Origin of the sequence: Enterobacter sp. Lyrl_3 (assembly GCF_051948675.1) — a bacterium.
Taxonomy (GTDB): Bacteria; Pseudomonadota; Gammaproteobacteria; order Enterobacterales; family Enterobacteriaceae; genus Enterobacter; species Enterobacter cloacae.
This window is the reverse complement of record NZ_JAYJLI010000004.1, coordinates 66,381-90,475: the sequence shown is the minus strand read 5'-3', so window position 1 is coordinate 90,475 and position 24,095 is coordinate 66,381. Positions and strand designations below refer to the sequence as shown.

Sequence of the window (24,095 nt, the reverse complement as noted above, 5' to 3'; positions counted from 1 at the left end):
CTCCCTTAACGATGACGGAATTCACGGTGTTCAGCACGTCCGGCAGGGGCCTGACGCGGCTGCTGATGACGGGCAGCCAATTGTCTGCTTTGCGCCCCCCGTTGCTGCTGGGCTTGCCAGTTGGCAGAGCGGCTGTCGTTGCCGCTCAAGGCATTTGCGCGAGGCTGGCTGGTTCGCTGCGGGATATGGCGTTGCTGAGCAGGCTGCGCGATCCGTTTCTCCTGCCGCTGGGTTACGGCATGGCGATTATCACGCTGCTGCGAGGTGGTTCGCTTTGCCGTTTGCGGTCTGGTGTCGTAGCCACGGTAGTTGTTGCGCTGGGATATCTGCTTCAGCTGTTCGCCTGAAGCCTGGCGCTGTGCATCTTTGGTTCCCGGACGCGCGGTTTGCGGGAAGGTTTTACCCGTCGATTTCTCCATCTGGCTCAGAGCCGCCTGACGCTGGCTGTCGCGGTTAACCGGTTTTTGCTGCGTAGAACTGAGCCCCGTTACCGTGTTAGTGGAATGGAAGCGGTTATTGAGCTGGCTGGTGGGGTAGGGCACACCTTCCCGATACGCCGGGTTATGCTGCCAGGTGCGGTTGGCATCCGTCAGGCGTTGACCACTGATTTTGTTGAAGTTCTCAACGTTGATATTGATATTGTTATCACCGTTGCGGTTATAGCCGCCATGATTCCAGTCATCGTCATGATGGTGGTCCCAGTCGTCGTCATCATCCCAGTCGATGTTGCTGAAGATGGCGTAGGTTGTCGCCACACCCAGGCTGAAGCCTAAGCCTTTGACCAGACTGTCCGTAAACTGCTCTCCCGGAGAAGGAGGAAGATAGGTTGGCGGGTAAGCCGTGTTTGGCCAGGTACCGTAAACGGTATTGGGGTTATAGGTGGGGACGTAAACGACCTGCGGATCCGCGGATTCAATTTTGATCACCGTCGGGGCAAGCGTGGTGGAGGTCGTCGTTTCGCTGGTGGCCGATTTGGCCGGGGCAGGTTTCGTCACGGTGGTGACCGTCTGCTGAGGCGTCGATTGTAAGGCGCCGGTCTTTTGAGCCAGCGCGCGCAGGCGTTGGACGGAATCCATGACATCCTTCGGTTGCGCGAGAAACGCATCCCCCAGATTTTGTACCCACGGCGGGTTTTCACCCATCAGCGACATCAGTTGAGGAAACGCGACCAGCGATTTTACGCTGGGATCCCAGGGCTGGCTGGCAACGGCCTGGATAGCGGCGTCTCCTTCCATTTTAGGGTTGTCTTTGGACCACTGCGCCGCCTGGATGACGTTGGCCGGGTAGGTCGAGGCCATTAAAATTTGGGACAGCAGGGCATCCGGATAGAGCGCGATGGGAGCAACCCACTGATCGATTTGCGCGGCCGTATAGGCTGGGGCGACGACAGGGGCGGGTTGCGCTGCTGCGGGGGTTACCGGTTGCTGTGCGACGGGAGCGGGGACGACAGGCTCTGTCGCCCGACTTTTGACAAACATGACGCCTGAGGCGGCAAACAGCCCGGCACTGCACAGAAGAACAAGCAGATGTGGTTTAAAGGGCAACTTCATAAAATGACTCCAACGAGACAGGCGCTGTGCCGTGAGGCGTTACGGTTGGCGTGAGTATTATTCACTCGCCTTTTACTGTTTTGACTTTTGTTGGGGAACTGCCGGTACGTCCGGATAAAGAGTGTGAGTATTTATTACACAATTATATGTGATAGCTGAAAAGCCGCTGGGATTTCAGAAGGCCGCTCTTGCGAGCGGCCAGCAGCTAGTTGCCGAGGTTGACAACAAACAGCACTGTGATGTCGGATATGTTCCAGCCACCGTGCAGTGCCGTAAGCAGTAAACCGAGCGCAACGATCAGCGCAGTGATTCGCATCTCCATTGCGTGCGTTCCTGTACAGGCTACGCGGGTTCATTCTTCACCGGGAAAGGCAGAACCTGGCAAGTTGATGTTGCCGCGTAGATGAAGGAACTGCTCCCGGGCCCGGTGACTGGTTGCTACACCAGCGGAGCAGGCCGCGGAGAAGAATAGTCAATTCAATGGATCTGAAAAAGGCAAAAAATGCAATTACATGGGCTTTCATACGAAATGGGAAGGCGCTACGCAAAATCGTGATAGCAGCTTGCAAGCCCACAGGGAGTGATGCACAATATTTCACGTTGGTGTTGCCGCAAATCTGCCAACCCGGTGTGCTACCACCGCAAGGCAACAAATAAACCGCTTTCAGGCGGTTTTTTTGTTGCCAAAATTCCACCCGTCAGCCCTCTACACCATGCTTAACGATTCAGCAAATTTTTTAATGTTGCTTTTTTGTAAACGGATTAACACTGTGCAGAAATCCTGCTATGCTGCCCGACGCGGTATCGGGCATTTACCCTACAAACTGCTGTCTCACAGGAGCGTGAAGAGAACGCCCGCCGCATATGACAATGAGAGCGAGGAGAACCGTCGTGCTAGAAGAATACCGTAAGCACGTAGCAGAACGTGCCGCCGAGGGAATTGTACCCAAACCGTTAGATGCAACCCAAATGGCCGCGCTCGTCGAGCTGCTGAAGAACCCGCCTAAGGGCGAAGAAGAATTCCTGTTAGATCTGCTGATCAACCGCGTACCGCCTGGCGTAGATGAAGCTGCCTACGTAAAAGCCGGATTCCTTGCTGCTATCGCCAAAGGCGAAGCCACCTCCCCACTGGTTACTCCTGAAAAAGCCATTGAACTGCTCGGCACCATGCAGGGTGGTTATAACATTCATCCGCTGATTGACGCGCTGGATAACGACAAGCTGGCACCGATTGCCGCTAAAGCGCTCTCTTCAACGCTGCTGATGTTCGATAACTTCTACGATGTGGAAGAAAAAGCCAAAGCAGGCAACGTCTATGCGAAGCAGGTGATGCAGTCCTGGGCCGATGCCGAATGGTTCCTGAACCGTCCTGCGCTGGCTGAAAAAATTACCGTTACCGTATTCAAAGTCACCGGTGAAACCAACACCGATGACCTCTCTCCGGCACCGGATGCATGGTCTCGCCCGGATATCCCGCTGCACGCACTGGCGATGCTGAAAAACGCCCGTGAAGGCATTGAGCCGGATCAGCCAGGCGTTGTCGGCCCGATCAAACAGATCGAAGCGTTGCAGAAAAAAGGATTCCCGCTGGCTTACGTCGGTGACGTTGTCGGTACCGGTTCTTCCCGTAAATCCGCCACTAACTCCGTCCTGTGGTTTATGGGTGACGATATTCCGCATGTGCCGAACAAACGCGGTGGCGGCCTGTGCCTGGGCGGTAAGATTGCCCCAATCTTCTTCAACACCATGGAAGATGCTGGCGCACTGCCAATCGAAGTGGATGTCTCTAACCTGAACATGGGCGACGTGATTGACGTTTACCCGTATAAAGGTGAAGTCCGTAACCACGACACCAACGAGCTGCTGGCGAGCTTCGAGCTGAAAACCGATGTGCTGATCGACGAAGTGCGTGCCGGTGGCCGTATCCCGCTGATCATCGGTCGTGGCCTGACCACCAAAGCGCGTGAAGCGCTGGGTCTGCCGCACTCAGACGTGTTCCGTCATGCGAAAGACGTAGCAGAAAGCAATCGTGGCTTCTCGCTGGCGCAGAAAATGGTTGGCCGCGCGTGCGGCGTGGCCGGTATCCGTCCTGGCGCTTACTGCGAGCCGAAGATGACCTCTGTGGGCTCTCAGGACACCACTGGCCCAATGACCCGTGACGAGCTGAAAGACCTGGCGTGCCTGGGCTTCTCGTCCGATCTGGTCATGCAGTCCTTCTGTCACACGGCGGCGTATCCGAAGCCGGTTGACGTAACCACGCACCACACGCTGCCAGACTTCATCATGAACCGTGGCGGCGTCTCCTTGCGTCCGGGCGACGGCGTTATCCACTCCTGGCTGAACCGTATGCTGCTGCCGGATACTGTAGGTACCGGCGGTGACTCCCATACCCGTTTCCCGATTGGTATCTCCTTCCCGGCGGGCTCCGGTCTGGTGGCGTTTGCCGCAGCGACCGGCGTGATGCCACTGGATATGCCGGAATCGGTACTGGTGCGCTTCAAAGGTAAAATGCAGCCGGGTATCACCCTGCGCGACCTGGTTCACGCTATCCCGCTGTATGCCATCAAACAGGGCCTGCTGACCGTTGAGAAGAAGGGTAAGAAAAACATCTTCTCTGGCCGCATCCTGGAAATTGAAGGGCTGCCGGATCTCAAAGTTGAGCAGGCATTCGAGCTGACCGATGCGTCTGCAGAGCGTTCCGCTGCGGGTTGTACCATCAAGCTGAACAAAGAGCCGATCATTGAGTATCTGAACTCTAATATCGTCCTGCTGAAGTGGATGATTGCGGAAGGCTACGGCGACCGTCGTACGCTGGAGCGTCGTATTCAGGGGATGGAGAAATGGCTGGCGGATCCGCAGCTGCTGGAAGCCGATGCTGACGCAGAATATGCGGCGGTGATCGACATCGATCTGGCAGACATTAAAGAGCCAATTCTCTGTGCGCCGAACGATCCTGACGATGCGCGTCTGCTGTCTGACGTGCAGGGCGATAAGATCGACGAAGTGTTCATCGGTTCCTGTATGACCAACATCGGTCACTTCCGTGCTGCCGGTAAACTGCTGGATACTCATAAAGGCCAGCTGCCAACCCGCCTGTGGGTTGCGCCACCAACCCGTATGGATGCGGCGCAGCTGACTGAAGAGGGTTACTACAGCGTGTTTGGTAAGAGCGGTGCGCGCATCGAAATCCCAGGTTGTTCCCTGTGTATGGGTAACCAGGCGCGCGTGGCAGACGGTGCGACGGTGGTCTCCACCTCTACCCGTAACTTCCCGAACCGTTTAGGTACCGGTGCGAACGTCTACCTGGCGTCTGCTGAGCTGGCGGCGGTTGCGGCGCTGATTGGCAAACTGCCAACGCCGGAAGAGTACCAGACCTTCGTTGCTCAGGTTGATAAGACGGCGGTGGATACCTATCGCTATCTGAACTTCGACCAGCTCTCTCAGTACACCGAGAAAGCTGACGGGGTGATCTTCCAGACGGCGGTATAAAAGCAAAACCGTCTCCACGAGACGGTTTTTAGTGTTTGCACCCTCTCCCATGGGAGAGGGCCGGGGTGAGGGCATCAGGCCGCAGGGCCTTGCTCTCACCTTTTTATTTTCATTCCTCCCACCTCACACGCTTTTTTTCTTCCTCTCTGCTGCGATAATTACCGTAATGGCTTTGCAGAGGAAAACACTATGGATTACGAATTTCTGCGCGACATCACCGGGGTGGTGAAAGTGCGTATGTCGATGGGCCACGAAGCCGTTGGACACTGGTTTAACGAAGAAGTGAAAGAAAATCTAGCGCTTCTTGATGAAGTTGAACAGGCGGCGAATACGATAAAAGGCAGTGAACGTTCCTGGCAACGTGCGGGTCATGAATACACGCTGTGGATGGATGGCGAAGAGGTGATGGTGCGGGCCAACCAGCTGGAATTCTCGGGCGACGAGATGGAAGAGGGGATGAGCTACTACGACGAAGAGAGCCTATCGCTGTGCGGCGTGGAGGACTTTCTGCAGGTCGTGGCGGCGTACCGGGAGTTTATGAAACAGAAATAGCACACAGGAGCGTCCTTGCTCCGTGCGAGTCTTACACGGCCGGAATATTGCGGCCGTAGTAGATTTCGCGCATCTCTTTCCAGAGCAGGTCGGTAATGACCTTACGCTCTTCTTCGCTTAAATCTTCTGGCTTTGTGTGGAACATGTAGTGCTTAAGGTCAAACTCCTTAAGCAGCATCTTGGTGTGGAAGATGTTCTCCTGATACACGTTCACGTCCATCATGTCGTACAGCGATTTCATGTCCTCGGACATAAAGTTCTGAATGGAGTTGATCTCGTGATCGATAAAGTGCTTCATGCCGTTGATATCGCGCGTAAAACCACGCACACGATAATCAATGGTGACGATATCGGATTCCAGCTGATGAATTAAATAGTTCAGCGCGTTTAGCGGGGAGATCACGCCGCAGGTGGATACTTCGATATCGGCGCGGAACGTGCACAGGCCGCCTTCCGGGTGGCTCTCCGGGTAGGTGTGCACGCAGATATGGCTTTTATCGAGGTGGGCGACAACCACTTCAGGCAGCGGGCCCGGGTGTTCGGTTTTGTCGATAAGCTTAGGATCGACCGGCTCTTCGCTGACCAGAATGGTCACGCTAGCGCCCTGAGGTTCATAATCCTGGCGGGCGATGTTCAGAATATTTGCGCCGATAATAGAACAGGTTTCCGACAGGATCTCGGTCAGTCGGTTGGCATTGTAGAGTTCATCGATATAGGCGATGTAGCCATCGCGCTCTTCCGCTGTTTTGGCATAGCAGATATCGTAAATACAAAAACTCAGGCTTTTGGTCAGGTTGTTAAAGCCATGCAGTTTAAGCTTTTTCAATTAGTTCACCCCCTGGGAGGACAGTGCATCTTGCAGGTACTGCGGCAAGGCGAAGGCTGCGGTATGGACCGCCGGATTGTAGTAACGGCACTGGAGACTTGCCTGATGGAAGCGCGCCTGGATAATCTCCGTGGAGAGATGACGCAGGACGTCGTTATCCGTCGCCCAGGCAAAGGTCATGATCCCGCCGTAGTAGGTCGGAATGGCAGCCTGATAGAAGCTAACATCGCCAAAATAGGTGCTCAGTTTGCGGTGGCTGTCGAGCGCTTCATCCTGCTGCAGGAAGCAGACGCCATTTTGCGCCACGAAGATACCGCCAGGGTTCAGACAACGCTTGCAACCCTCGTAGAACGATGAGGTAAACAGCGAGGCGCCCGGGCCGATAGGGTCGGTACAGTCGGAGATAATAACATCAAACGTCTGGGTCGTCTGGTTGACGAAGTTCACGCCATCGTCAATCACCAGCTTAAAGCGCGGATCGTCGTAGCTACCCGCGTTATGGTTAGGCAGGTACTGACGACAGAATGAGACCACGCCCGCGTCGATCTCTACCATGGTGATGGTTTCAATGGACTGGTGGCGGGAGACTTCGCGCAGCATCGCCCCGTCGCCGCCGCCGATAATCAGCACGTGCTTCGCGTGGCCATGGGCCAGCAGCGGGACGTGGGTCATCATCTCATGATAGATAAACTCATCTCGCTCGGTGGTTTGCACCACGCCGTCCAGCGCCATTACGCGGCCAAAAGCGGCATTCTCGAAGATGATCAGATCCTGATGATCGGTTTTCTCATGATAAAGCACGTTATCAACGGCAAAGTACTGACCAAACTGGTCATGCAGTGTTTCATGCCACAACGTGTGGTCGGCCATACGCGGACTCCTCTTCGTTAACATCCGTTACACTCACGAAAAATGAGCGAAACATGATAGCTAACTATAACCGTGGTTGCACGGTTCCAGCGAAACAAGAGGCGTCGGGAAGGTTATTTCACGTAGGCGAGCAGGCTAAGCGAATCGCGGGCCAGCGCTTTGCATTTTTTTGCCGTTGGGATGCCAATACCGCTTAAATCACGGTAACTGTCTTCACCGAGCGCTTTCATGTCGAAGCTGTCGTAGTTGCTGAGGTCCCATTGGTTCTGCTGGGCAAAAAAGACCAGTGCGCGACGAATTTGCCCGTTGGGTAAATTCTGGTAGCCACAATCATTTTTCAGGAACACAAAAACCGCCGTCAGATCGGCCATATCTTCCGCTTCATTTTCACTGAGCGCATAGCTGTTCGCACACATTGCCATCAGGCTGGTGAACAAAATTGTCCTGAAAAACGTCTTCATTGCTTCTACCACTGCATCACGGAAAATCAACGTTAGCATATTTGGTGCCAGTGCGACGATCTTTATTATTGCCGCGTTACTTGACCTTCCGGTAAGGGGAGGGTTTATGCTCAAAAGATCGTCTGCACGAAATAAGGAAATGAATATGCAACGTCGTGAATTTCTAAAATATTCCGTTGCGTTGGGGGTTGCCAGCGCATTACCACTGTGGAGTCGCGCGGTTCTGGCGGCTGACAGACCTGCCTTACCCATTCCTGATTTATTGACCGCCGATGCCCGTGGCCGTATCCAGCTGGTGGTTCAGTCCGGTAAAACGGCGTTTGGTAAAAATAACGCCACCACTTGGGGCTATAACGGCAATGTGCTTGGCCCGGCGTTGCAACTGCGCAGAGGAAAAGCCGTCACCGTTGATATTCACAACACGCTGGCAGAAGAGACGACGCTGCACTGGCACGGGCTGGAAGTGCCGGGCGAGGTCGACGGCGGCCCGCAAGGGATTATAAAAGCGGGCGGGAAGCGCACAGTGACCTTTACCCCCGAGCAGCGGGCGGCGACCTGCTGGTTCCACCCGCATCAGCATGGTAAAACGGGCCATCAGGTGGCCATGGGGCTGGCAGGTCTGGTGCTGATTGAAGATGACGAAAGTCGCTTGCTGCGTCTGCCCAAACAGTGGGGTATCGACGATGTGCCGGTCATTGTGCAGGACAAAAAATTCTCCACAGACGGTCAGATTGATTATCAGCTGGATGTGATGACCGCGGCGGTAGGCTGGTTTGGCGATACGCTGCTGACCAATGGCGCGATCTACCCCCAGCACGCTGCACCAAAAGGCTGGCTGCGGTTACGTCTGCTCAACGGATGCAACGCGCGCTCGCTGAACTTTGCCACCAGCGATAATCGTCCGCTGTACGTCGTGGCGAGCGACGGAGGACTGCTGCCTGAGCCGGTCAAAGTGAATGAACTCCCTGTGCTGATGGGCGAGCGCTTTGAGGTGCTGGTGGACATCAGCGACGGTAAGTCATTTGACCTGGTGACGCTCCCGGTCAGCCAGATGGGGATGGCCGTTGCGCCATTCGATAAGCCACACCCGGTTTTACGTATTCAGCCGCTGCAGATCACCGCCTCCGGTACGCTGCCGGACACCTTAACCACGCTGCCGGCGCTTCCATCGCTGGCCGGGCTTACGCAACGTAAGCTGCAGCTCTCCATGGATCCGATGCTCGACATGATGGGCATGCAGGCGCTGATGAAAAAGTATGGCGATCAGGCGATGGCGGGGATGCACCACGGGCAGATGATGGGCCATATGAACATGGATCACGGCAAGATGGGCGGTATGAATCACGGCGGTCACGGGTTTGATTTCCACAATGCCAATATGATCAACGGCAAAGCGTTCGATATGAACACGCCAATGTTTGCTGCTACAAAAGGGCAGTTTGAGCGCTGGGTGATTTCAGGCGAAGGCGACATGATGCTGCATCCGTTCCATATTCACGGCACCCAGTTCCGTATTCTTTCAGAGAACGGCAAAGCGCCGGATGCGCATCGCGCGGGCTGGAAAGATACAGTGAGAGTGGAAGGGGGCATCAGCGAGGTGCTGGTGAAGTTTGACCACGAGGCGCCGAAGGAGTTTGCCTATATGGCGCACTGTCATCTGCTGGAGCATGAAGATACCGGGATGATGCTGGGTTTTACCGTATAAAAAAAGCCGGGTGGCGGCTTCGCCTTACCCGGCCTACATTTCGCAGGTGCGGCCTGATGCCCTCACCCTGGCCCTCTCCCACAGGGAGAGAGAACAAACATAAAAAACGGCAACCGAGGTTGCCGTTTTGCATTTATTTTGCGTCATCCGGCAACGCATACGCGACAATATAGTCGCCCATCTTCGTGCCAAACGAACCGTGACCACCCGCAGAGATGACAACGTACTGCTTGCCATTCACTTCATAGGTCATCGGCGTTGCCTGCCCACCGGCTGGCAGACGGCCTTGCCACAGTTTCTCACCGTTGGTCATGTTGTACGCGCGCAGGTAGTTATCTGCGGTTGCCGCGATGAACAGCACGTTACCGGCGGTGGAAATTGGGCCACCCAGCATTGGCATACCCATGTTGAACGGCACCGGAACCGGCATCGGGAACGGCATGCTGTCCTGCGGGGTACCAATACGTTTTTTCCACACGATCTGGTTGGTTTTCAGATCCAGACCGGAGATATATCCCCAGGCAGGCTGTTTACACGGCAGACCAAACGGAGACAGGAACGGATTCAGGGTCACGCCAAACGGTACGCCATACTGCGGCTGAATACCGGCTTCGGTACCGCTGCCTTTCGCGTCTTTCGGCTGCTCCATCGGGTTACCCGGACCACGTGGGATCAGTTTAGAGACAAACGGCAGCGCCATCGGGTTGGCGATCGCTACCTGGCGGTTAGGGTCAACGGAGATCCCGCCCCATTCGAACATCCCAAGGTTACCCGGGAAGACCAGCGTGCCCTGCTCAGAAGGCGGGGTAAAGATGCCTTCATAGCGCAGCTGATGGAACATTACGCGGCACACCAACTGGTCAAACATGGTGGCACCCCACATGTCTGCGCCGCTGAGGTCTTTCTTCGGACGGAAGCTCAGTTCGGAGAACGGCTGCGTTTTAGTGACGTAATCGCCTTTAGCCGCGCCCTGAGGAACCGGTTTTTCCGGTGCAGGCACAACCAGCTCGCCGTTACGACGGTCCAGTACGAAGATGTTACCGGTTTTCGCCGGAGCATAAATCACCGGAACGGTTTTGCCATTAACGGTAATGTCCGCCAGCGTTGGCTGGGACGGCATATCCATATCCCACAGATCGTGGTGTACGGTCTGGTAGCTCCACGCCAGTTTACCGGTGGTCGCGTTCAGCGCCAGAATGGAGCTGGCATAACGTTCCTGCTCAGGGGTACGGTTACCGCCCCAGATATCAGGCGTGGTCACGCCCATTGGCAGGTAGACCAGATCCAGCTTCGCATCATACGCAGCCGGTGCCCAGGAGTTTGGCGAGTTGAAGGTAAAGGTGTGTTCATCAGACGGGATCGCATTAGGATCTTTCGCGCCCGGATCGAAGGCCCACAGCAGTTTACCGGTATTCACGTCGAAACCACGGATAACGCCAGAGGTTTCGCGGGTAGAGAAGTTATCCGTGACCGAACCAGCAATCACGATGGTTTTATCAGTGATGATTGGCGGTGAGGTGGGTTCATACAGACCCGGCGTGGTGTCCGGCATGTTGGTCTGCAGGTTCAGGATACCTTTGTTGGCGAAGGTTTCGCACAGCTTGCCCGTTTCGGCGTTAATCGCGAACAGGCGGCCATCGTTCACCGGCAGCATAATGCGGCGAGGACAGTCGGCAATGACGTCCGGACTGGCATTATCCGCACGCGCTTCGTGGTAAGAGACACCGCGGCAGGTGATGTGCTGGAACGACGGGTTGGAGTTCAGCTGCGGATCGAAGTGCCATTTCTCTTTACCGGTGGCCGCGTCGAGCGCGAACAGTCGCTGGTGCGCCGTACACAGATAAAGCATGTTGCCCACTTTAATTGGCGTCACTTCGTTGGTCAGTTCACCCGGATCGTTTGGCATCTTCAGATCGCCGGTACGGAATACCCAGGCTTCTTTCAGGTTTTTCACGTTGTCCGCGTTGATCTGCTTCAGCGGGGAGTAGCGCTGACCTTCCTGGTTACGGCCATACGCTGGCCAGTCGCCGTCAGCCACCTGCGAGATAGCCGCCGCAGGGGTGGATTCTGCATTCAGCGTACCGTTGATCTCCTGCGGGTCGTTAAAGCCGGCCCAGGTCAGGATACCGCCACTGATTAGCAGAGCGACAAGCAGCGCTGCAACGGCACCGCTGGAAGGCACAATCAGGCGACGCCAGACGAACGGCAGGATCAGCCAGATACCGAAGAAGACCAGAATGTCGCTGCGTGGCGTCAGTGCCCAGAAGTCGAACCCGACTTCCCAGACGCCCCAGATCATGGTTGCGAGGAGTAATGCCGCATAAAGCCACAGTGCGGATTGTTTTCTACGCCAGAGCAGAACAGTTACGCCAAGCATAACCAGGCCCGCAATGGGGTAGTACCAGGAGCCGCCAATTGCGACCAGCCAGACGCCACCGATTAACAGGTACAGGCCGCAGAAGGCGGCGAATAACGCTGTTAGTGTAACCAGTAGACGCGGCTGTTTAGAGTTTGTTTCAGCCATAGAAAGTGTACTCGTCAGTTTTTGTTAATAATTTGCTAGCAACTAATTATAGGTATTAACAAGTGTGATCGGAATCACAATATTTGCTTTTTATAACTCATACGCCAGGCTTAGTCATTTGCTGATATAATGGCTGGCTTGCGTATCGATGCCGGAATAACACTCATCCGCATTGAGAGATTTTCATTAAAATCATATGGTTAGTAATATGAAACATACTGTTGAAGTGATGATCCCGGAAGCCGAGATCAAAGCGCGTATCGCCGAACTGGGTCGTCAAATCACCGAACATTACAAGGACAGCGGCAGCGAAATGGTGCTGGTTGGTCTGTTGCGTGGCTCTTTCATGTTCATGGCAGACCTGTGCCGTGAAGTGCAGGTGTCACATGAGGTCGATTTTATGACCGCCTCCAGCTATGGCAGCGGCATGTCCACAACCCGTGATGTGAAAATCCTGAAAGATCTGGATGAAGATATTCGTGGCAAAGATGTGTTGATCGTCGAAGACATCATCGACTCCGGTAACACGCTTTCTAAAGTGCGCGAGATCCTGAGCCTGCGTGAGCCGAAATCCCTGGCCATCTGTACTCTGCTGGATAAACCAGACCGCCGTGAAGTGCAGGTACCGGTGGAGTTTGTTGGTTTCTCTATTCCGGACGAGTTCGTCGTCGGTTACGGTATTGACTACGCGCAGCGTTATCGCCATCTGCCGTATGTTGGGAAGGTTGTGCTTTTGGACGAGTAGTGCGGCCTGGTGCCCTCACCCCAGCCCTCTCCCACAGGGAGAGGGAGAAAATCCCCGCTTTATTTATGGTTCACATGCTTAAGCTTGAGGTTGGCAATGCCCGAACGGTAACGCTGCTCCAGCGTTTCGCGGTTGGTGGCGGTCACTTCCAGATTGCGCAGCAGGCCGTCGTGAATGCCGTACGCCCAGCCGTGGATAGAGACCTTCTGCCCGCGCTTCCACGCTGACTGCATGATCGTTGAATGACCCAGGTTATACACCTGCTCCATCACGTTCAGTTCACACAGCGTGTCCATCCGGCGCTCCTGCGGCATTTCACCCAGCAGTGAGCTATGTTTGAACCAGATATCGCGGATGTGCAGCAGCCAGTTATCGATGAGCCCCAGTTCCGGGTTTTCCACAGCGGCCTGCACACCGCCGCAGCCGTAGTGACCGCAAATAATGATGTGCTCGACCTCCAGGACGTCTACGGCGTACTGAACGACAGACAGGCAGTTGAGATCGGTATGAATCACCAGGTTGGCAACGTTACGGTGAACAAACAGTTCGCCGGGCTCAAGGCCCGTCAGTCGCTCAGCCGGAACACGGCTGTCGGAACATCCAATCCAGAGAAAGCGTGGATTCTGCGCTTGCGCGAGCTTTCCAAAAAAACCGGGGTCTTCCTCCACCAGCATTTTTGACCATAGTGCATTGTTGCTGATGAGTGTATCTATGTTGTTCATGGAGGTTAGCGACCTGTAACCAAGTGATTGCGTTGCGCTACTATAGGGTAACCCGACTTTTAATGAAACCACACAACGTGTGTCAGAACCTAAGGTAAGTTTAATTCATGGCGATTGCACTGGAGCTTGAGCAGCTTAAAAAAACCTATCCGGGCGGCGTTCAGGCGCTACGCGGGATAGATCTCAAAGTAGAAGCGGGGGATTTCTATGCGCTTCTGGGGCCGAACGGCGCGGGGAAATCGACGACCATCGGCATTATCAGCTCGCTGGTCAATAAGACCTCTGGCCGGGTCTGCGTGTTTGGCTACGATCTGCAAAAAGATGTGGTCAACGCCAAACGTCAGCTCGGTCTGGTACCGCAGGAGTTCAACTTCAACCCTTTTGAGACGGTGCAGCAGATCGTCGTCAACCAGGCGGGTTACTACGGCGTTGAGCGAAAAGAAGCGTTGGCACGCAGCGAAAAGTACCTGAAGCAGCTTGATCTATGGGAAAAACGTAACGAACGTGCGCGTATGTTGTCTGGCGGTATGAAGCGGCGTCTGATGATTGCCCGTGCGCTGATGCATGAGCCAAAACTGTTGATCCTCGACGAGCCCACCGCTGGGGTAGATATTGAGCTTCGTCGCTCAATGTGGGGGTTCCTGAAAGATCTCAACGACAAAGGCACCACCATTATTTTGACGACGCACTACCTTGAAGAAGCGGAAATGCTGTGCCGCAACATCGGCATCATTCAGAACGGCGAGCTGGTGGAAAACACCTCAATGAAGGATCTGCTCTCGAAGCTCAAATCAGAAACGTTCATTCTGGATCTGGCGGCAAAAAGCGCGCTGCCGAAGCTTGAAGGGTACCAGTATCGCCTGGTCGACACCTCCACGCTGGAGGTGGAAGTATTGCGGGAGCAGGGCATTAACAGCGTCTTCTCCCAGCTGAGTGCTCAGGGCATTCAGGTTTTAAGTATGCGTAACAAAGCGAACCGACTGGAAGAGCTGTTTGTCTCTCTGGTGCAGGATAAACAAGGAGACAAGGCATGACGCATCTTTATTGGGTCGCGCTGAAAAGCATCTGGGCGAAAGAGATTAACCGCTTTATGCGCATCTGGGTACAAACCCTGGTGCCGCCGGTGATCACCATGACGCTCTATTTCATCATATTCGGTAATCTGATTGGTTCCCGCATTGGTGAGATGCATGGCTTTACCTATATGCAGTTTATCGTTCCGGGTTTGATCATGATGGCGGTGATCACCAACGCCTATGCCAACGTGGCTTCGTCTTTCTTTAGCGCTAAGTTCCAGCGCAACATTGAGGAGCTGCTGGTGGCACCGGTGCCAACGCATGTAATCATCGCGGGTTACGTCGGCGGTGGTGTGGCGCGCGGCCTGTGCGTCGGGATACTGGTGACGGCTATCTCCTTGTTCTTCGTGCCGTTCCAGGTGCACTCCTGGCTGTTCGTGGGGCTGACGCTGCTGTTGACGGCGATCCTGTTTTCGCTTGCCGGTCTGCTGAACGCGGTGTTTGCCAAAACGTTTGACGATATCAGCCTGATCCCGACCTTTGTGCTGACGCCGCTGACCTATCTGGGTGGGGTGTTTTATTCCCTGACGCTGCTGCCGCCGTTCTGGCAGGCGTTGTCGCACCTGAACCCGATTGTCTACATGATCAGCGGTTTCCGCTTCGGCTTCCTCGGCATTACTGACGTACCACTGTTCACTACCGTTGCGGTGCTGGTGGTGTTTATCGTCGCCTTCTACCTGCTGTGCTGGTACTTAATCCAGCGCGGACGCGGACTGCGCAGCTAACCTTCCGCCCGGTGACTTTCTGGTTGCCGGGCCTTTTCTTTGACTGTTATCACCGTAAGCTAATCTTCACTTCGCTAAACTACTCGCCTGCTAAGGAGAGAGTTATGCTGGGATGGGTCATTACCTGCCACGATGAACAGGCGCAGGAGATGTTGATAAAGCTTGAAGCCAGGTTTGGTCCTCTGGCGCAATGTCGTGCGGTGAATTACTGGCAAGGGCTGAGCACCAACATGCTGAGCCGGATGATGTGTGATGCCCTGCATGAAACCGACACTGGCGAAGGCGTTATCTTTCTCACCGATAAATCTGGCGCTGCGCCGTATCGTGCGGCCGCTCTGTTGAGCCACAAACACGACTGCTGCGAAGTGATCTCCGGTATTGATCTTCCCCTGCTTGAGTTAATGTATCCACGGCGTGAATTATTAAGCAGCGCAGAGTTTCGCGATGCCATCGTGGCGCAGGGTGAGCCGGGCGTCAGCAGCTTGTGGCATCAGCAGCAGAAAAATCCCCCCTTCGTTCTTCTTCACGACCTGTATAAGAATTAAACATTGGTATTGATGGTGCATTTGTTACAATGGCACCAGTTTATTCGTACCGATATCACATACATGTTCACGCGTATTTTGTTCCTGTGCCTGCTGGTTCTCTCTGGCGGGGCATCAGCCAGTTTATTAAGTCAGCAAGGTCTTCCAGCCCAGTACATGCAAACCACTGAAGATGCGGCTATCTGGGCGCAGGTGGGAAACGAGGTCGTTAACGTCGGCCATGTCAGAGCCGGACAGATCCTTGCCGTTGTGCCTACCGCTGCGGATTATTACGAGTTTCGCTTCGGCTTCGGGACGGGATTTATCGATAAAGGCCATCTGGAGCAGGTGCAGGGAAAGCAGCGCGTTGAGGACAGCCTTGGCGATCTTAATAAGCCGCTCAGTAATCAAAACCTGATCACCTGGAAAGACACACCGGTCTACAACGCGCCGTCCAGCGGCAGTGCGCCATTCGGTACGCTGAGCGCCAATCTTCGGTATCCGGTTTTAAGCAAACTCAAAGACCGCTTAAACCAGACGTGGTACCAGATCCGTATCGGCAACCGACTGGCATGGATCAGCAGCCTGGACGCGCAGGAAGATAATGGCCTCCCGGTGCTGACCTACCATCATATTCTGCGTGATGAAGAGAACACGCGCTTCCGGCATACCTCTACCACCACCAGCGTGCGCGCGTTCAATAACCAGATGGCCTGGCTGCGTGACCAGGGGTATACCACCCTGACGATGTATCAGCTGGAAGGGTATGTGCGTAACAAACTGAACCTGCCGGCCAAATCGGTGGTGATTACGTTTGATGACGGGCTAAAGTCCGTAAGCCGCTATGCTTACCCGATTCTGAAAGAGTACGGGTTTAACGCCACGGCGTTTATTATCTCATCCCGCATTAAGCGGCATCCGCAGAAGTGGGATCCGAAATCACTTCAATTTATGAGCGTTCAGGAGTTGAAGGGCATCCAGGACGTGTTTGACATTCAGTCCCACACGCATTTCCTGCACCGCGTGGATGGTAACAAGCATCCGATTCTACTGAGCCGCAGCTACCACGTGATTTTGTTTGATTTCGAACGCTCGCGCCGGGCGCTGGCGCAGTTTAACCCGCGCGTGCTGTATCTCTCTTATCCGTTTGGTGGCTATGACAATAAAGCCATAAAAGCCGCGAATGACGCCGGTTTTCATCTCGCAGTGACAACGGTAAAAGGGAAGGTCAAGCCGGGGGATAATCCGTTCTTACTGAAACGCCTGTACATCTTAAGAACGGATTCGCTGGAGACCATGTCGCGGCTGATCAGCAACCAGCCGCAGGGCTAAGCTACTCGTACGTGAACTGCAATGTGCCGATGGCGCTGAACGTGCCAGAGGTGACTTTTTCTGTACCAGACTTAACTAACCGGGCCGTAAGTAACCAACTGAATATCGTGAGGGTAGTATTATCTTGTGCGGTATAGCTGCTAGTTGAATTAGGCACTATCTGCCTGTTGTTCGGCCACTTCAGTAACACGCCCACGCCTTTTGCCGCGTTCGACGATGCGGTGTTGGCAAGTAATGAGCCATCAGTCCCGGTTGTTTTACTGGTGGTCAACGTCACGGTGACTTTACGGGTGTTGGTGCAATTCCCTGTCACCCCAAAATCGGCGTTTATGGTTTTATCGTTCTCGATATCGGATACACCATAATCCCCCAGGTCTACGGTTTTAGGAGCCGTGAGCGTGCAGGTGGGTTTTTCTATTGGTGTAATGAAGGCCATATTGGCTATGGTAATGGTCGGTTTGGGATGATCGTCTGGATCGGATCCCACCGGGTCTCCAATGGTAATTTTTCCAATTGTTCCACCAACCGGGCCAATAGATACTACGTTAGCAGGAATACCGGCAAACGTGGGAAGTTGGTAAAATTCGACCATGGCCCGCCAGGCGCGATTATCCAGCAGCTCATCCTGGTCATTCATGTGTAATGCAAGAAACCAGCTCGTACTGGGAGCGAAATAGGCCGTGGCGGTATTGTCTACTGTGCCAAAAGCCAGAGCATAGGCTATTCCGGTTACATTGGTTTTGAATAAAGCTTTACCATCAATACTGCCGACTAACAGACTGGCGTCTGCCAGGGTGAAAATGTTTTCGCCATGTTTTCCTATCGTGCATTTACTACTTAATCCGGGGCTCAGATTCAGGCGATATAGCGAGCTGATTTTTGTAGGAACAGCGACATTATCCACGATTTGCAGGGTCGGCTTTGCGCCATTATAGTCGCCGATGGACTGCGTGTCGCCAAATCGAAATTTACACTCAATATCTGCATGGGCGTAAAAAGCGTTCATGGTTAAAAACATAAATAAAATGATAAAACCGTTAAAACGTGGGGACACGGTTATCCCAGGACGCTGTGCCATAATTGTTCCTTTTTAGCGTTGCCTGTTAGCGATATGTCACGCTGACTAATGCGCGCGCGGTCACTTTTCCTGCGCTGATCGGGCCGTAATTTTGATAGCGGGCGTAAAAGTTATACGCTTTTAAATAGCTTTGTTGGTCTGATGGGGTCGCTATTTTGACCTCCACATCAGACTGCCCCTCGCTGTCGAGGACGTTTTGATTATTGGATTCAGAAAAAATTACAATCCCCACGTTTTCAGCGCCGCCAGCAAGGGCGGATGTTTCATTACTGAATATCTGTTTTGAAATCCCATCAATTTGGGCAGACTGCGGTTTAAAGGTAAAGTGCAGCGCTTGCCCGGATCCCGATTCATCCCCGCTGCAGTCCACAACCTGAATCATAAAGCGTGTTCCTCCCGCGGGGTCTGCTGGTTGAAGTAGATCGGTGCCCTCCGCAGTGTAAAACCACGGTTTTCCCACCGTTGGCAGCGTTACGTTTCCACTTTCTGGAATACTGACCTGGCACGTATTGTTGATAATGTTTGCCGTCATATCCATTTCCAGGCTGGAGGCAAAACCCACTGCGGGAAACCCCAGGCAGAGGGCCAGCCATGACATCGCATTTCTTAAGATTAAGCGGGACTGGCACATCCTGTTTAAGCTACCTGTCTGAATAAACATTATTGATAGGTCACGGTAAACGTCACGGGCGCATTGACCGAACCTGTCGTCACGTCCGAAATCGTTTTACCATTTGCAATGACGATGCGCGCATCCATTTCAAAATTCCCCGTCCCGTTAGACAGGTTGATGACAGACGTCGGGACAGTGGCGCAGTTCAATATGGAGCCTGAGTCGACAGAGCCTTTCCAGATTTCAAAACCGACGTTATGCCCGGCTGCATATGCATTACCGGTACACGACCCGCCTGCACCCGGCATGGCCTGAATGGCGGCGTTTTTTACCCCGGCACAGTTCGTGAAGGCGATTTTGAAGGTTTCTCGTCGGCTCTGGCTCACCAGGTCAGACTTAAACACATCGCCAAACGGCAAAATGTCAATGGGGGCTCCGCTGGCGTTTTGAATCTCCGCGTTACAGGTCCCGGCCTCAATGGTGGATGTAAACGTTGCCTGCACGCTCGTCGTCCCCGTAATCGCACTTAACGCAACGGAAGGCAGGGTGGCAGTCATTGCAAGCACCAGTAATGTCATTTTCATTTTCATATCAACGCTCCGCATTGCTGCCAGTTATTCATAGGTGAAATTAAACGTAGCGATACCGCTAAAATTGCCGGTCGTGCCCTGGCCGTTTGCGGTTTCCACCAGCGTTGCCAGAAGTGGTACCTCGCCAGCACTTATCTCTCCGCTCGACCAGACGAGGCGCTGTGTATCGGTGGATGAATTAATGACGAAGGGGGTATTCGGGGTGGCGGTACGGGAAATCGCCACGCCAATATTTTCCGCACTGCCATCGCCGGAAAGTGAGTTCTTAATGGCCGTCGTCAGCGGGCTGGCGCTACCGCTGATGGTGGTTTTCAGCGATGCCAGACTTGGCGGGCATGAGACCATTTTGAGTTTAAAGTTGGTCGTGGCTTTGGCATTTTTCAGGATGATGTAATCCAGGCGCACCTTGCCGTTAGTCCCAATGGGGATCACATTGCTGGTGCCATCACCGCTGCCGCCTTCGATTTTCATATCGCAGGTGGTGTCACGGATATTTGCGGTAAAGGTAATATCGAGATTATCGGCGTGTGTTTCCAGCAACAGCGCCATTAGCCCCGTGCTTAAAATAACTAACCCTGTTTTTTTCCAGGCTCTAAAAAGCATGTTTTAACTCCCTTTATAAGGCTGTGACGCGGCAGGTCTGGCCCGTCAGCAGCGTTGTCGGTCCAATCTTTCTCGCATCCGGTGGGATGTGGTAGGAGACGGTACAGGATGTGCCGGGCTCATTTCCCCAGACGATGTTTAACGTCCCTTTATCTTCAATTCCGCGGATCCAGGCTTGCCCGGCCTGACCCACGCTACCCACGGATACGCCCTGGTCGGTTTGCACATCGGCGCCTAACGGGATAAACCCGCCATCGTCGCGCATCAGTTCCATTAACACTGAGCGCCCCTGATCGGTTTCAAAGTTAACCAGCACAACGGCACCGCTACGGGGAACGGTGGTGGAGCGGGTATTTTTCACTTCCACGTCTGAGTGCATTTCACTGATATCAAGACCAACGCTGTTTTCACGGTAGGCGGACAGATAGGGCATAAGGGCATAGCCTGAGGCGCCGATTTCACCGTTACCGATAGAGACGCGGGCGCCTTCTGCCCCCTCAGCTTTAATTAAGGCAAGCGTATCGCTTTCGCTGATGCTGCCAGGGGCGAGTGTTACGCCACCGGAGTGCAGAACCATCCCGCCGCTATAGCTGGCAGAATATTGTCGTGTACCGTCATCTGAGGCGGAGACGGAAAGGCTTAGCGGTCCATGCGGGCCGTTGTAACTGCCGTACCCGCTTAACTGATTTAACGTATCGTCGTAACGCGTGGTACTTTCGGTAATGCTGTAACTGAAACGGTTATCTTCGGTGTTGCCATTGGCGCTGGCGTTAAAGCTACTACCGCCTTTTAAATCGCTGCCGATGCCCGTCGTGAGTGAGGAGAATCCACCCGCTCGCTTGCTGTTACCCATCAGCGTGTCGAATGGAATCGTGAGGTTCAGATAGACACTGTCATCTTTTTCCCCAAACTCATTGTAGGTGCGCTGCACGGTGAGGCTATAACTTCCCCAACTTAGCGAATGACTGTGGCCAACCGAGTATTGCGCCGATGAACTGCTTTCATTCCAGTAGTCCTGCCAGGTTGAGTTGACATACAGCGATCCCAAATCAAGATCGGCAATATTCAGCGGTTGGCTGATATTCACCTGGATCTGGTTTTTCATGCGCTGGAAGGTCTGATACACGTCGCTGTTGTTACGTTCCGGGTTACGCTCCCTGTCACGGTATTTGATCTCATTGGTCAACGAGGCCGCATCGTTCAGGCTGAGATAGTCAGACGTTGAAAACCGGTAGGCGGCGACGTTGAAAGAGGTATTCGTGGCTTCCATGAGTTTGCTGTAGGAGACGCGATAACTTTCGCCCGTGAGATGTCGTAAGCCGTCTATCCGGGCATCCGAATGCGTGACATCAAGGGCGAATGCGCCGACTCCGGTATTCATGGCAATACCCAACAATGCGGCGTAGAAATCGCTATCGGTATATTCCAGGCCCGCATACCCCGTGAAGGTATTGGTTAAGCCATAGTAGCCCGTTGCGTATCCCACCTTTGGTTTGTCACGCAGGCTGTCGTCACGCAGTTCACCCACGCCGACATCCCATCGGGAGTAGCCAGGACGAAGCATTTGCGCGACGGAAGAATAGGCGACTGAGAAGGAACGTTTGCTCCCATCCGTCTCTTCTACCGTGACGATGAGATCGCTACCGTAACCTGTTGTACTGAGATCGGTGATTTCAAACGGTCCTAGGGGGACGGAGGTTTCGTAAATCGTATTGCCGCTTTGGGCGATCGTGACTTTGGCGTTGCTGTTTGCAACCCCTCGGATCACCGGCGCATAGGTCGATATACCATTCGGAAGCATACGGTCATCGTTATATAAACGCGCCCCGCGCAGGCTAATGGAATCGAAGGCGTCGCCACGGGTATAGGAATCGCCGGCGATAAACTGCGCTTTCAGCGGCGTGATATCACGCTGAAGATAGATATCCTGGCTGGCGTAATGAGTACCGGAATCCTGATCCCAGTTCAGGTTGCCTCGCGCCCGGAGTCGCCATGGCCCCAGGTTTGCCCCATAGCGCAGACCTGCATAGGCCGTATCAGTGCTGGAATCCGGCATGTCTGCGTGCCAGCCGTTAAGATCCCATGAGAGCATGGCCACCGGGATCCCGTCTTCCCACAGTGAAGGATCGACAAATCCCGCTGGACGCTGAATAACGAAAGCCTGAGGAATGGAAAGGTCTAACTCCTGTGTGGAGGGATCGTAAGCCACACGCGAGCCGGGATAGGCGTCTGGCATAGAGACACAGGTGTCAGCTGAATCCTCCTCAGGGTGTTTCAGTTGCTCGGTGGTGACATTTGCCTGCGTGAGTAGTTTCGGGGTGATGCAGGGAGTGGCGCGCGGTGTGCCATTCTCCTTAAACAGAAGATCCGTGGTCACGGAAGGTTTCCCGTTAACGATCATCTTCACCTTATAGGTTCCGGCAATAACAGGGTTGCCTTTTGAAAAACGACTGATATCAATGGATGCGCCAGTGTTATAAAGAAACTGCTCGTTAAATTGCACGTCTTCTTCGTTATTATTTTCAGCAGCAAATGCACATAACGGCAATACCGCACTTATCGATAAACATAGTAGCGAACGTCTAAAGTGCATGATGAACTCTGTCCCAGGGCAACGCTAATTATAGTTTTTGTGAATATTCTGAAGCTGACAGGGAATCAATGCGGTATAGACTCATACTTATCAATTCCACCGAAATCATTAATGGCTTGCCAGGTTATTTTGCTATTTCCGGATGAGGTGTAATTTTTCACATTCATCGTCTGGCTTGAGAACGGTGCAATATAATGCGTTTCGATCTCGTAACTTTTACCGCCTGAAATAAGCGCCGCACTTGCCAGCGACACATAATAAGGCGAGTCATTTTTCGCACTTAAAACGATTTTTTGCCCTTGTCGGGTTTGGGACCACTTAAGATTTTTGGCCGCGTCTGTCGGTTCCCCTTTTAACCCAGTGGGACGGAAAAAGAGTTTAATGCGGGTACGGAAAGCAAGCTGAAGCATACTTTGGTTATCGCTCTCCTTAGCCTTCGGTGGAACTTCCAGAACGTTAAACCAGAACAGCGACTCTTTATCTTTTGGCAATGCCTGACCCAGCCAGGTGATTCTGACGGTTTGCCCTTTTTGCGGTTCAACACGCGAAACGGGCGGCGTCACAATAAAAGGCAGTTTAAGTTCCTGAGGGTTAGTGGTATCTCTTCCATCATCGAGCCAGGTCTGTACCAGCAGTGGCCGGGTGCCACGGTTATCCATTGACACCGTTACGTCTTTTGCCGATTCAGGATAAATGACACGGGTGCCGGAAATCACAATATCTGCACTGGCGTTAAGAGCAAACACGCTCATCGAGGCCAGCAGCAGGGCTTTTAGTCCGCTCTTAATATTCAGTACGTACATGTAAACTCTCAATAAATACGCAAAAATGTGCCCAACAGGGCACATTAACGGGAGGGATAAAATTATTCGTAGCTCATGGTGAAGTACGCGTTGGCGCTGACTTTACCTGACTGCACTGGGTTCGTGTCTTTCACCCAGTTGGAGCCCGGAACGTATGCAACGCGGTAGAACAGCTTGCCGGAACCGGCGGTGAGATTGGCTTTCTGCGTATTATTAGCAGGCTGGCCGACCATAATACGAGAAGATTCGGTAGGGGCATTATTATACAAGGCAAGTGCAACGTTGGTTGCTGAGCCTGCTACGTTGGCGTCAGGTTCAATAGTACCGTTTGCAATGGCACCCATATTTTTTGACATAAAGCTTGCTGAAGCAGTCTTTAATGTTCCTGGGCAGTTGGTGAGCAGCAGTTCAAAATTCTTAGAGCCGACACCGGTATCGACGGTGGTTGATTCAACATCAGATTTTTTAACAACTGGTAAGGTAATAGTAATATTATTTTGTGATTCGCCATTGGCGGTGGAAATATTACACGTTGTGTCTGTTACCGCACCGTCAAAGGTGATTAAACCGATATCGGTGTCTGCTATTGCTGAAAAAGAACCCATTGCAAACAAAGTTACAGCTGAAGCTAATAACGTTTTTTTTAACATAATTTAAATTCCATTTAAAAACATTGTACAGATTTAATTTAAGCAAAATGATGATAGGGATCTA

The 24,095-nt window shown here is 53.4% G+C and carries 21 protein-coding genes; 8 read left to right on the top strand and 13 right to left on the bottom strand.

Translation table 11 applies throughout. From position 1 onward, the window contains the following. Positions 1 to 5 precede the first annotated feature (5 nt). On the bottom strand, positions 6 to 1,550 hold the full coding sequence (locus VF709_RS10345; RefSeq protein ID WP_149896546.1) for a DUF3300 domain-containing protein: 1,545 nt from the start codon (positions 1,548 to 1,550) through the stop codon (positions 6 to 8). An 891-nt stretch (positions 1,551 to 2,441) separates the two neighbouring features. Here VF709_RS10345 and acnB point away from each other — a divergent pair. Together acnB and yacL are read left to right on the top strand one after the other, a co-directional pair. Further along, on the top strand, positions 2,442 to 5,039 hold the full coding sequence (gene acnB, locus VF709_RS10340; RefSeq protein WP_013095602.1) for a bifunctional aconitate hydratase 2/2-methylisocitrate dehydratase: 2,598 nt from the start codon (positions 2,442 to 2,444) through the stop codon (positions 5,037 to 5,039). 189 nt (positions 5,040 to 5,228) lie between these two features. Next, on the top strand, positions 5,229 to 5,591 hold the full coding sequence (gene yacL / locus VF709_RS10335; protein WP_013095603.1) for a protein YacL: 363 nt from the start codon (positions 5,229 to 5,231) through the stop codon (positions 5,589 to 5,591). 31 nt (positions 5,592 to 5,622) lie between these two features. Here yacL and speD read toward each other — a convergent pair whose 3' ends face one another. The 3 genes from speD to VF709_RS10320 form a co-directional block, all read right to left on the bottom strand. After that, positions 5,623 to 6,417 (bottom strand): adenosylmethionine decarboxylase, encoded by a 795-nt coding sequence (gene speD / locus VF709_RS10330; RefSeq protein ID WP_013095609.1) that lies wholly within the window; start codon positions 6,415 to 6,417, stop codon positions 5,623 to 5,625. Beyond that, a complete protein-coding gene (gene speE, locus VF709_RS10325) occupies positions 6,418 to 7,287 on the bottom strand; it encodes a polyamine aminopropyltransferase (RefSeq protein WP_038418693.1) in 870 nt (289 codons plus the stop codon). 113 nt (positions 7,288 to 7,400) lie between these two features. Further along, on the bottom strand, positions 7,401 to 7,748 hold the full coding sequence (locus VF709_RS10320; protein ID WP_014830675.1) for a YacC family pilotin-like protein: 348 nt from the start codon (positions 7,746 to 7,748) through the stop codon (positions 7,401 to 7,403). 145 nt (positions 7,749 to 7,893) lie between these two features. Between VF709_RS10320 and cueO the strand changes: the two genes are divergently transcribed. Next, a complete protein-coding gene (gene cueO / locus VF709_RS10315; RefSeq protein ID WP_149896547.1) occupies positions 7,894 to 9,453 on the top strand; it encodes a multicopper oxidase CueO in 1,560 nt (519 codons plus the stop codon). 133 nt (positions 9,454 to 9,586) lie between these two features. On the opposite strand, the gene VF709_RS10310 is transcribed toward cueO, so the two are convergent. Continuing rightward, positions 9,587 to 11,977 (bottom strand): glucose/quinate/shikimate family membrane-bound PQQ-dependent dehydrogenase, encoded by a 2,391-nt coding sequence (locus VF709_RS10310; protein WP_013095613.1) that lies wholly within the window; start codon positions 11,975 to 11,977, stop codon positions 9,587 to 9,589. Between the two features lie 208 nt (positions 11,978 to 12,185). On the opposite strand from VF709_RS10310, the gene hpt reads away from it, so the two are divergent. Then, entirely contained in the window at positions 12,186 to 12,722 is a 537-nt protein-coding gene (gene hpt / locus VF709_RS10305) for a hypoxanthine phosphoribosyltransferase (protein WP_013095614.1), read from the top strand. A gap of 59 nt (positions 12,723 to 12,781) precedes the next feature. Here the strand turns inward: hpt and can are convergent, their stop codons facing one another. Next, complete coding sequence (gene can, locus VF709_RS10300) at positions 12,782 to 13,444, bottom strand: carbonate dehydratase (RefSeq protein WP_013095615.1); 663 nt, start codon at positions 13,442 to 13,444, stop codon at positions 12,782 to 12,784. A 107-nt stretch (positions 13,445 to 13,551) separates the two neighbouring features. On the opposite strand from can, the gene VF709_RS10295 reads away from it, so the two are divergent. The 4 genes from VF709_RS10295 to VF709_RS10280 all read left to right on the top strand — a co-directional run bounded on the left by VF709_RS10295 (position 13,552) and on the right by VF709_RS10280 (position 17,101). Next, positions 13,552 to 14,478: an ABC transporter ATP-binding protein gene (locus VF709_RS10295; protein WP_013095616.1), complete on the top strand. Its 927-nt coding sequence runs from the start codon at positions 13,552 to 13,554 to the stop codon at positions 14,476 to 14,478. After that, complete coding sequence (locus tag VF709_RS10290) at positions 14,475 to 15,245, top strand: ABC transporter permease (RefSeq protein ID WP_013095617.1); 771 nt, start codon at positions 14,475 to 14,477, stop codon at positions 15,243 to 15,245. Before VF709_RS10295 ends, VF709_RS10290 begins: the two co-directional genes overlap by 4 nt. Before the next feature lie 104 nt (positions 15,246 to 15,349). Beyond that, entirely contained in the window at positions 15,350 to 15,790 is a 441-nt protein-coding gene (locus tag VF709_RS10285; RefSeq protein WP_013095618.1) for a PTS sugar transporter subunit IIA, read from the top strand. 63 nt (positions 15,791 to 15,853) lie between these two features. Further along, on the top strand, positions 15,854 to 17,101 hold the full coding sequence (locus VF709_RS10280; RefSeq protein ID WP_029883642.1) for a polysaccharide deacetylase family protein: 1,248 nt from the start codon (positions 15,854 to 15,856) through the stop codon (positions 17,099 to 17,101). A gap of 1 nt (position 17,102) precedes the next feature. Here the strand turns inward: VF709_RS10280 and VF709_RS10275 are convergent, their stop codons facing one another. From VF709_RS10275 to VF709_RS10245, 7 genes are all read right to left on the bottom strand, one after another. Next, positions 17,103 to 18,179 carry a fimbrial protein StkG gene (locus tag VF709_RS10275; RefSeq protein WP_149896548.1) on the bottom strand — a complete coding sequence of 359 codons (1,077 nt, stop codon included), beginning with the start codon at positions 18,177 to 18,179 and terminating at the stop codon, positions 17,103 to 17,105. 25 nt (positions 18,180 to 18,204) lie between these two features. Continuing rightward, positions 18,205 to 18,810 (bottom strand): fimbrial-like protein, encoded by a 606-nt coding sequence (locus tag VF709_RS10270; RefSeq protein ID WP_440231504.1) that lies wholly within the window; start codon positions 18,808 to 18,810, stop codon positions 18,205 to 18,207. A gap of 29 nt (positions 18,811 to 18,839) precedes the next feature. Further along, on the bottom strand, positions 18,840 to 19,382 hold the full coding sequence (locus VF709_RS10265) for a fimbrial protein (protein ID WP_058650414.1): 543 nt from the start codon (positions 19,380 to 19,382) through the stop codon (positions 18,840 to 18,842). Positions 19,383 to 19,406: 24 nt separating this feature from the next. Next, on the bottom strand, positions 19,407 to 19,985 hold the full coding sequence (locus VF709_RS10260; RefSeq protein WP_149896550.1) for a fimbrial protein: 579 nt from the start codon (positions 19,983 to 19,985) through the stop codon (positions 19,407 to 19,409). Between the two features lie 13 nt (positions 19,986 to 19,998). Next, positions 19,999 to 22,578, bottom strand: coding sequence for an outer membrane usher protein (locus VF709_RS10255; protein WP_440231501.1), 2,580 nt, complete (start codon positions 22,576 to 22,578; stop codon positions 19,999 to 20,001). A 65-nt stretch (positions 22,579 to 22,643) separates the two neighbouring features. Continuing rightward, positions 22,644 to 23,381 (bottom strand): fimbrial chaperone, encoded by a 738-nt coding sequence (locus VF709_RS10250; protein WP_149896552.1) that lies wholly within the window; start codon positions 23,379 to 23,381, stop codon positions 22,644 to 22,646. 62 nt (positions 23,382 to 23,443) lie between these two features. Beyond that, on the bottom strand, positions 23,444 to 24,031 hold the full coding sequence (locus VF709_RS10245) for a fimbrial protein (protein WP_013095626.1): 588 nt from the start codon (positions 24,029 to 24,031) through the stop codon (positions 23,444 to 23,446). Positions 24,032 to 24,095: the final 64 nt, after the last annotated feature.

Excerpts from the sequence above, each read along its gene's own strand:
- VF709_RS10260 (WP_149896550.1), bottom strand. The coding sequence starts at position 19,985 with ATGCTTTTTAGAGCCTGGAAAAAAACAGGGTTAGTTATTTTAAGCACG.
- VF709_RS10290 (WP_013095617.1), top strand. The coding sequence starts at position 14,475 with ATGACGCATCTTTATTGGGTCGCGCTGAAAAGCATCTGGGCGAAAGAG.
- VF709_RS10320 (WP_014830675.1), bottom strand. The coding sequence starts at position 7,748 with ATGAAGACGTTTTTCAGGACAATTTTGTTCACCAGCCTGATGGCAATG.
- yacL (WP_013095603.1), top strand. The coding sequence starts at position 5,229 with ATGGATTACGAATTTCTGCGCGACATCACCGGGGTGGTGAAAGTGCGT.
- VF709_RS10345 (WP_149896546.1), bottom strand. The coding sequence starts at position 1,550 with ATGAAGTTGCCCTTTAAACCACATCTGCTTGTTCTTCTGTGCAGTGCC.
- VF709_RS10285 (WP_013095618.1), top strand. The coding sequence starts at position 15,350 with ATGCTGGGATGGGTCATTACCTGCCACGATGAACAGGCGCAGGAGATG.
- can (WP_013095615.1), bottom strand. The coding sequence starts at position 13,444 with ATGAACAACATAGATACACTCATCAGCAACAATGCACTATGGTCAAAA.
- VF709_RS10250 (WP_149896552.1), bottom strand. The coding sequence starts at position 23,381 with ATGTACGTACTGAATATTAAGAGCGGACTAAAAGCCCTGCTGCTGGCC.
- VF709_RS10265 (WP_058650414.1), bottom strand. The coding sequence starts at position 19,382 with ATGAAAATGAAAATGACATTACTGGTGCTTGCAATGACTGCCACCCTG.
- cueO (WP_149896547.1), top strand. The coding sequence starts at position 7,894 with ATGCAACGTCGTGAATTTCTAAAATATTCCGTTGCGTTGGGGGTTGCC.
- VF709_RS10295 (WP_013095616.1), top strand. The coding sequence starts at position 13,552 with ATGGCGATTGCACTGGAGCTTGAGCAGCTTAAAAAAACCTATCCGGGC.
- VF709_RS10255 (WP_440231501.1), bottom strand. The coding sequence starts at position 22,578 with ATGCACTTTAGACGTTCGCTACTATGTTTATCGATAAGTGCGGTATTG.
- VF709_RS10310 (WP_013095613.1), bottom strand. The coding sequence starts at position 11,977 with ATGGCTGAAACAAACTCTAAACAGCCGCGTCTACTGGTTACACTAACA.
- VF709_RS10280 (WP_029883642.1), top strand. The coding sequence starts at position 15,854 with ATGTTCACGCGTATTTTGTTCCTGTGCCTGCTGGTTCTCTCTGGCGGG.
- speE (WP_038418693.1), bottom strand. The coding sequence starts at position 7,287 with ATGGCCGACCACACGTTGTGGCATGAAACACTGCATGACCAGTTTGGT.
- VF709_RS10270 (WP_440231504.1), bottom strand. The coding sequence starts at position 18,810 with ATGTGCCAGTCCCGCTTAATCTTAAGAAATGCGATGTCATGGCTGGCC.
- VF709_RS10245 (WP_013095626.1), bottom strand. The coding sequence starts at position 24,031 with ATGTTAAAAAAAACGTTATTAGCTTCAGCTGTAACTTTGTTTGCAATG.
- hpt (WP_013095614.1), top strand. The coding sequence starts at position 12,186 with ATGAAACATACTGTTGAAGTGATGATCCCGGAAGCCGAGATCAAAGCG.
- VF709_RS10275 (WP_149896548.1), bottom strand. The coding sequence starts at position 18,179 with ATGGCACAGCGTCCTGGGATAACCGTGTCCCCACGTTTTAACGGTTTT.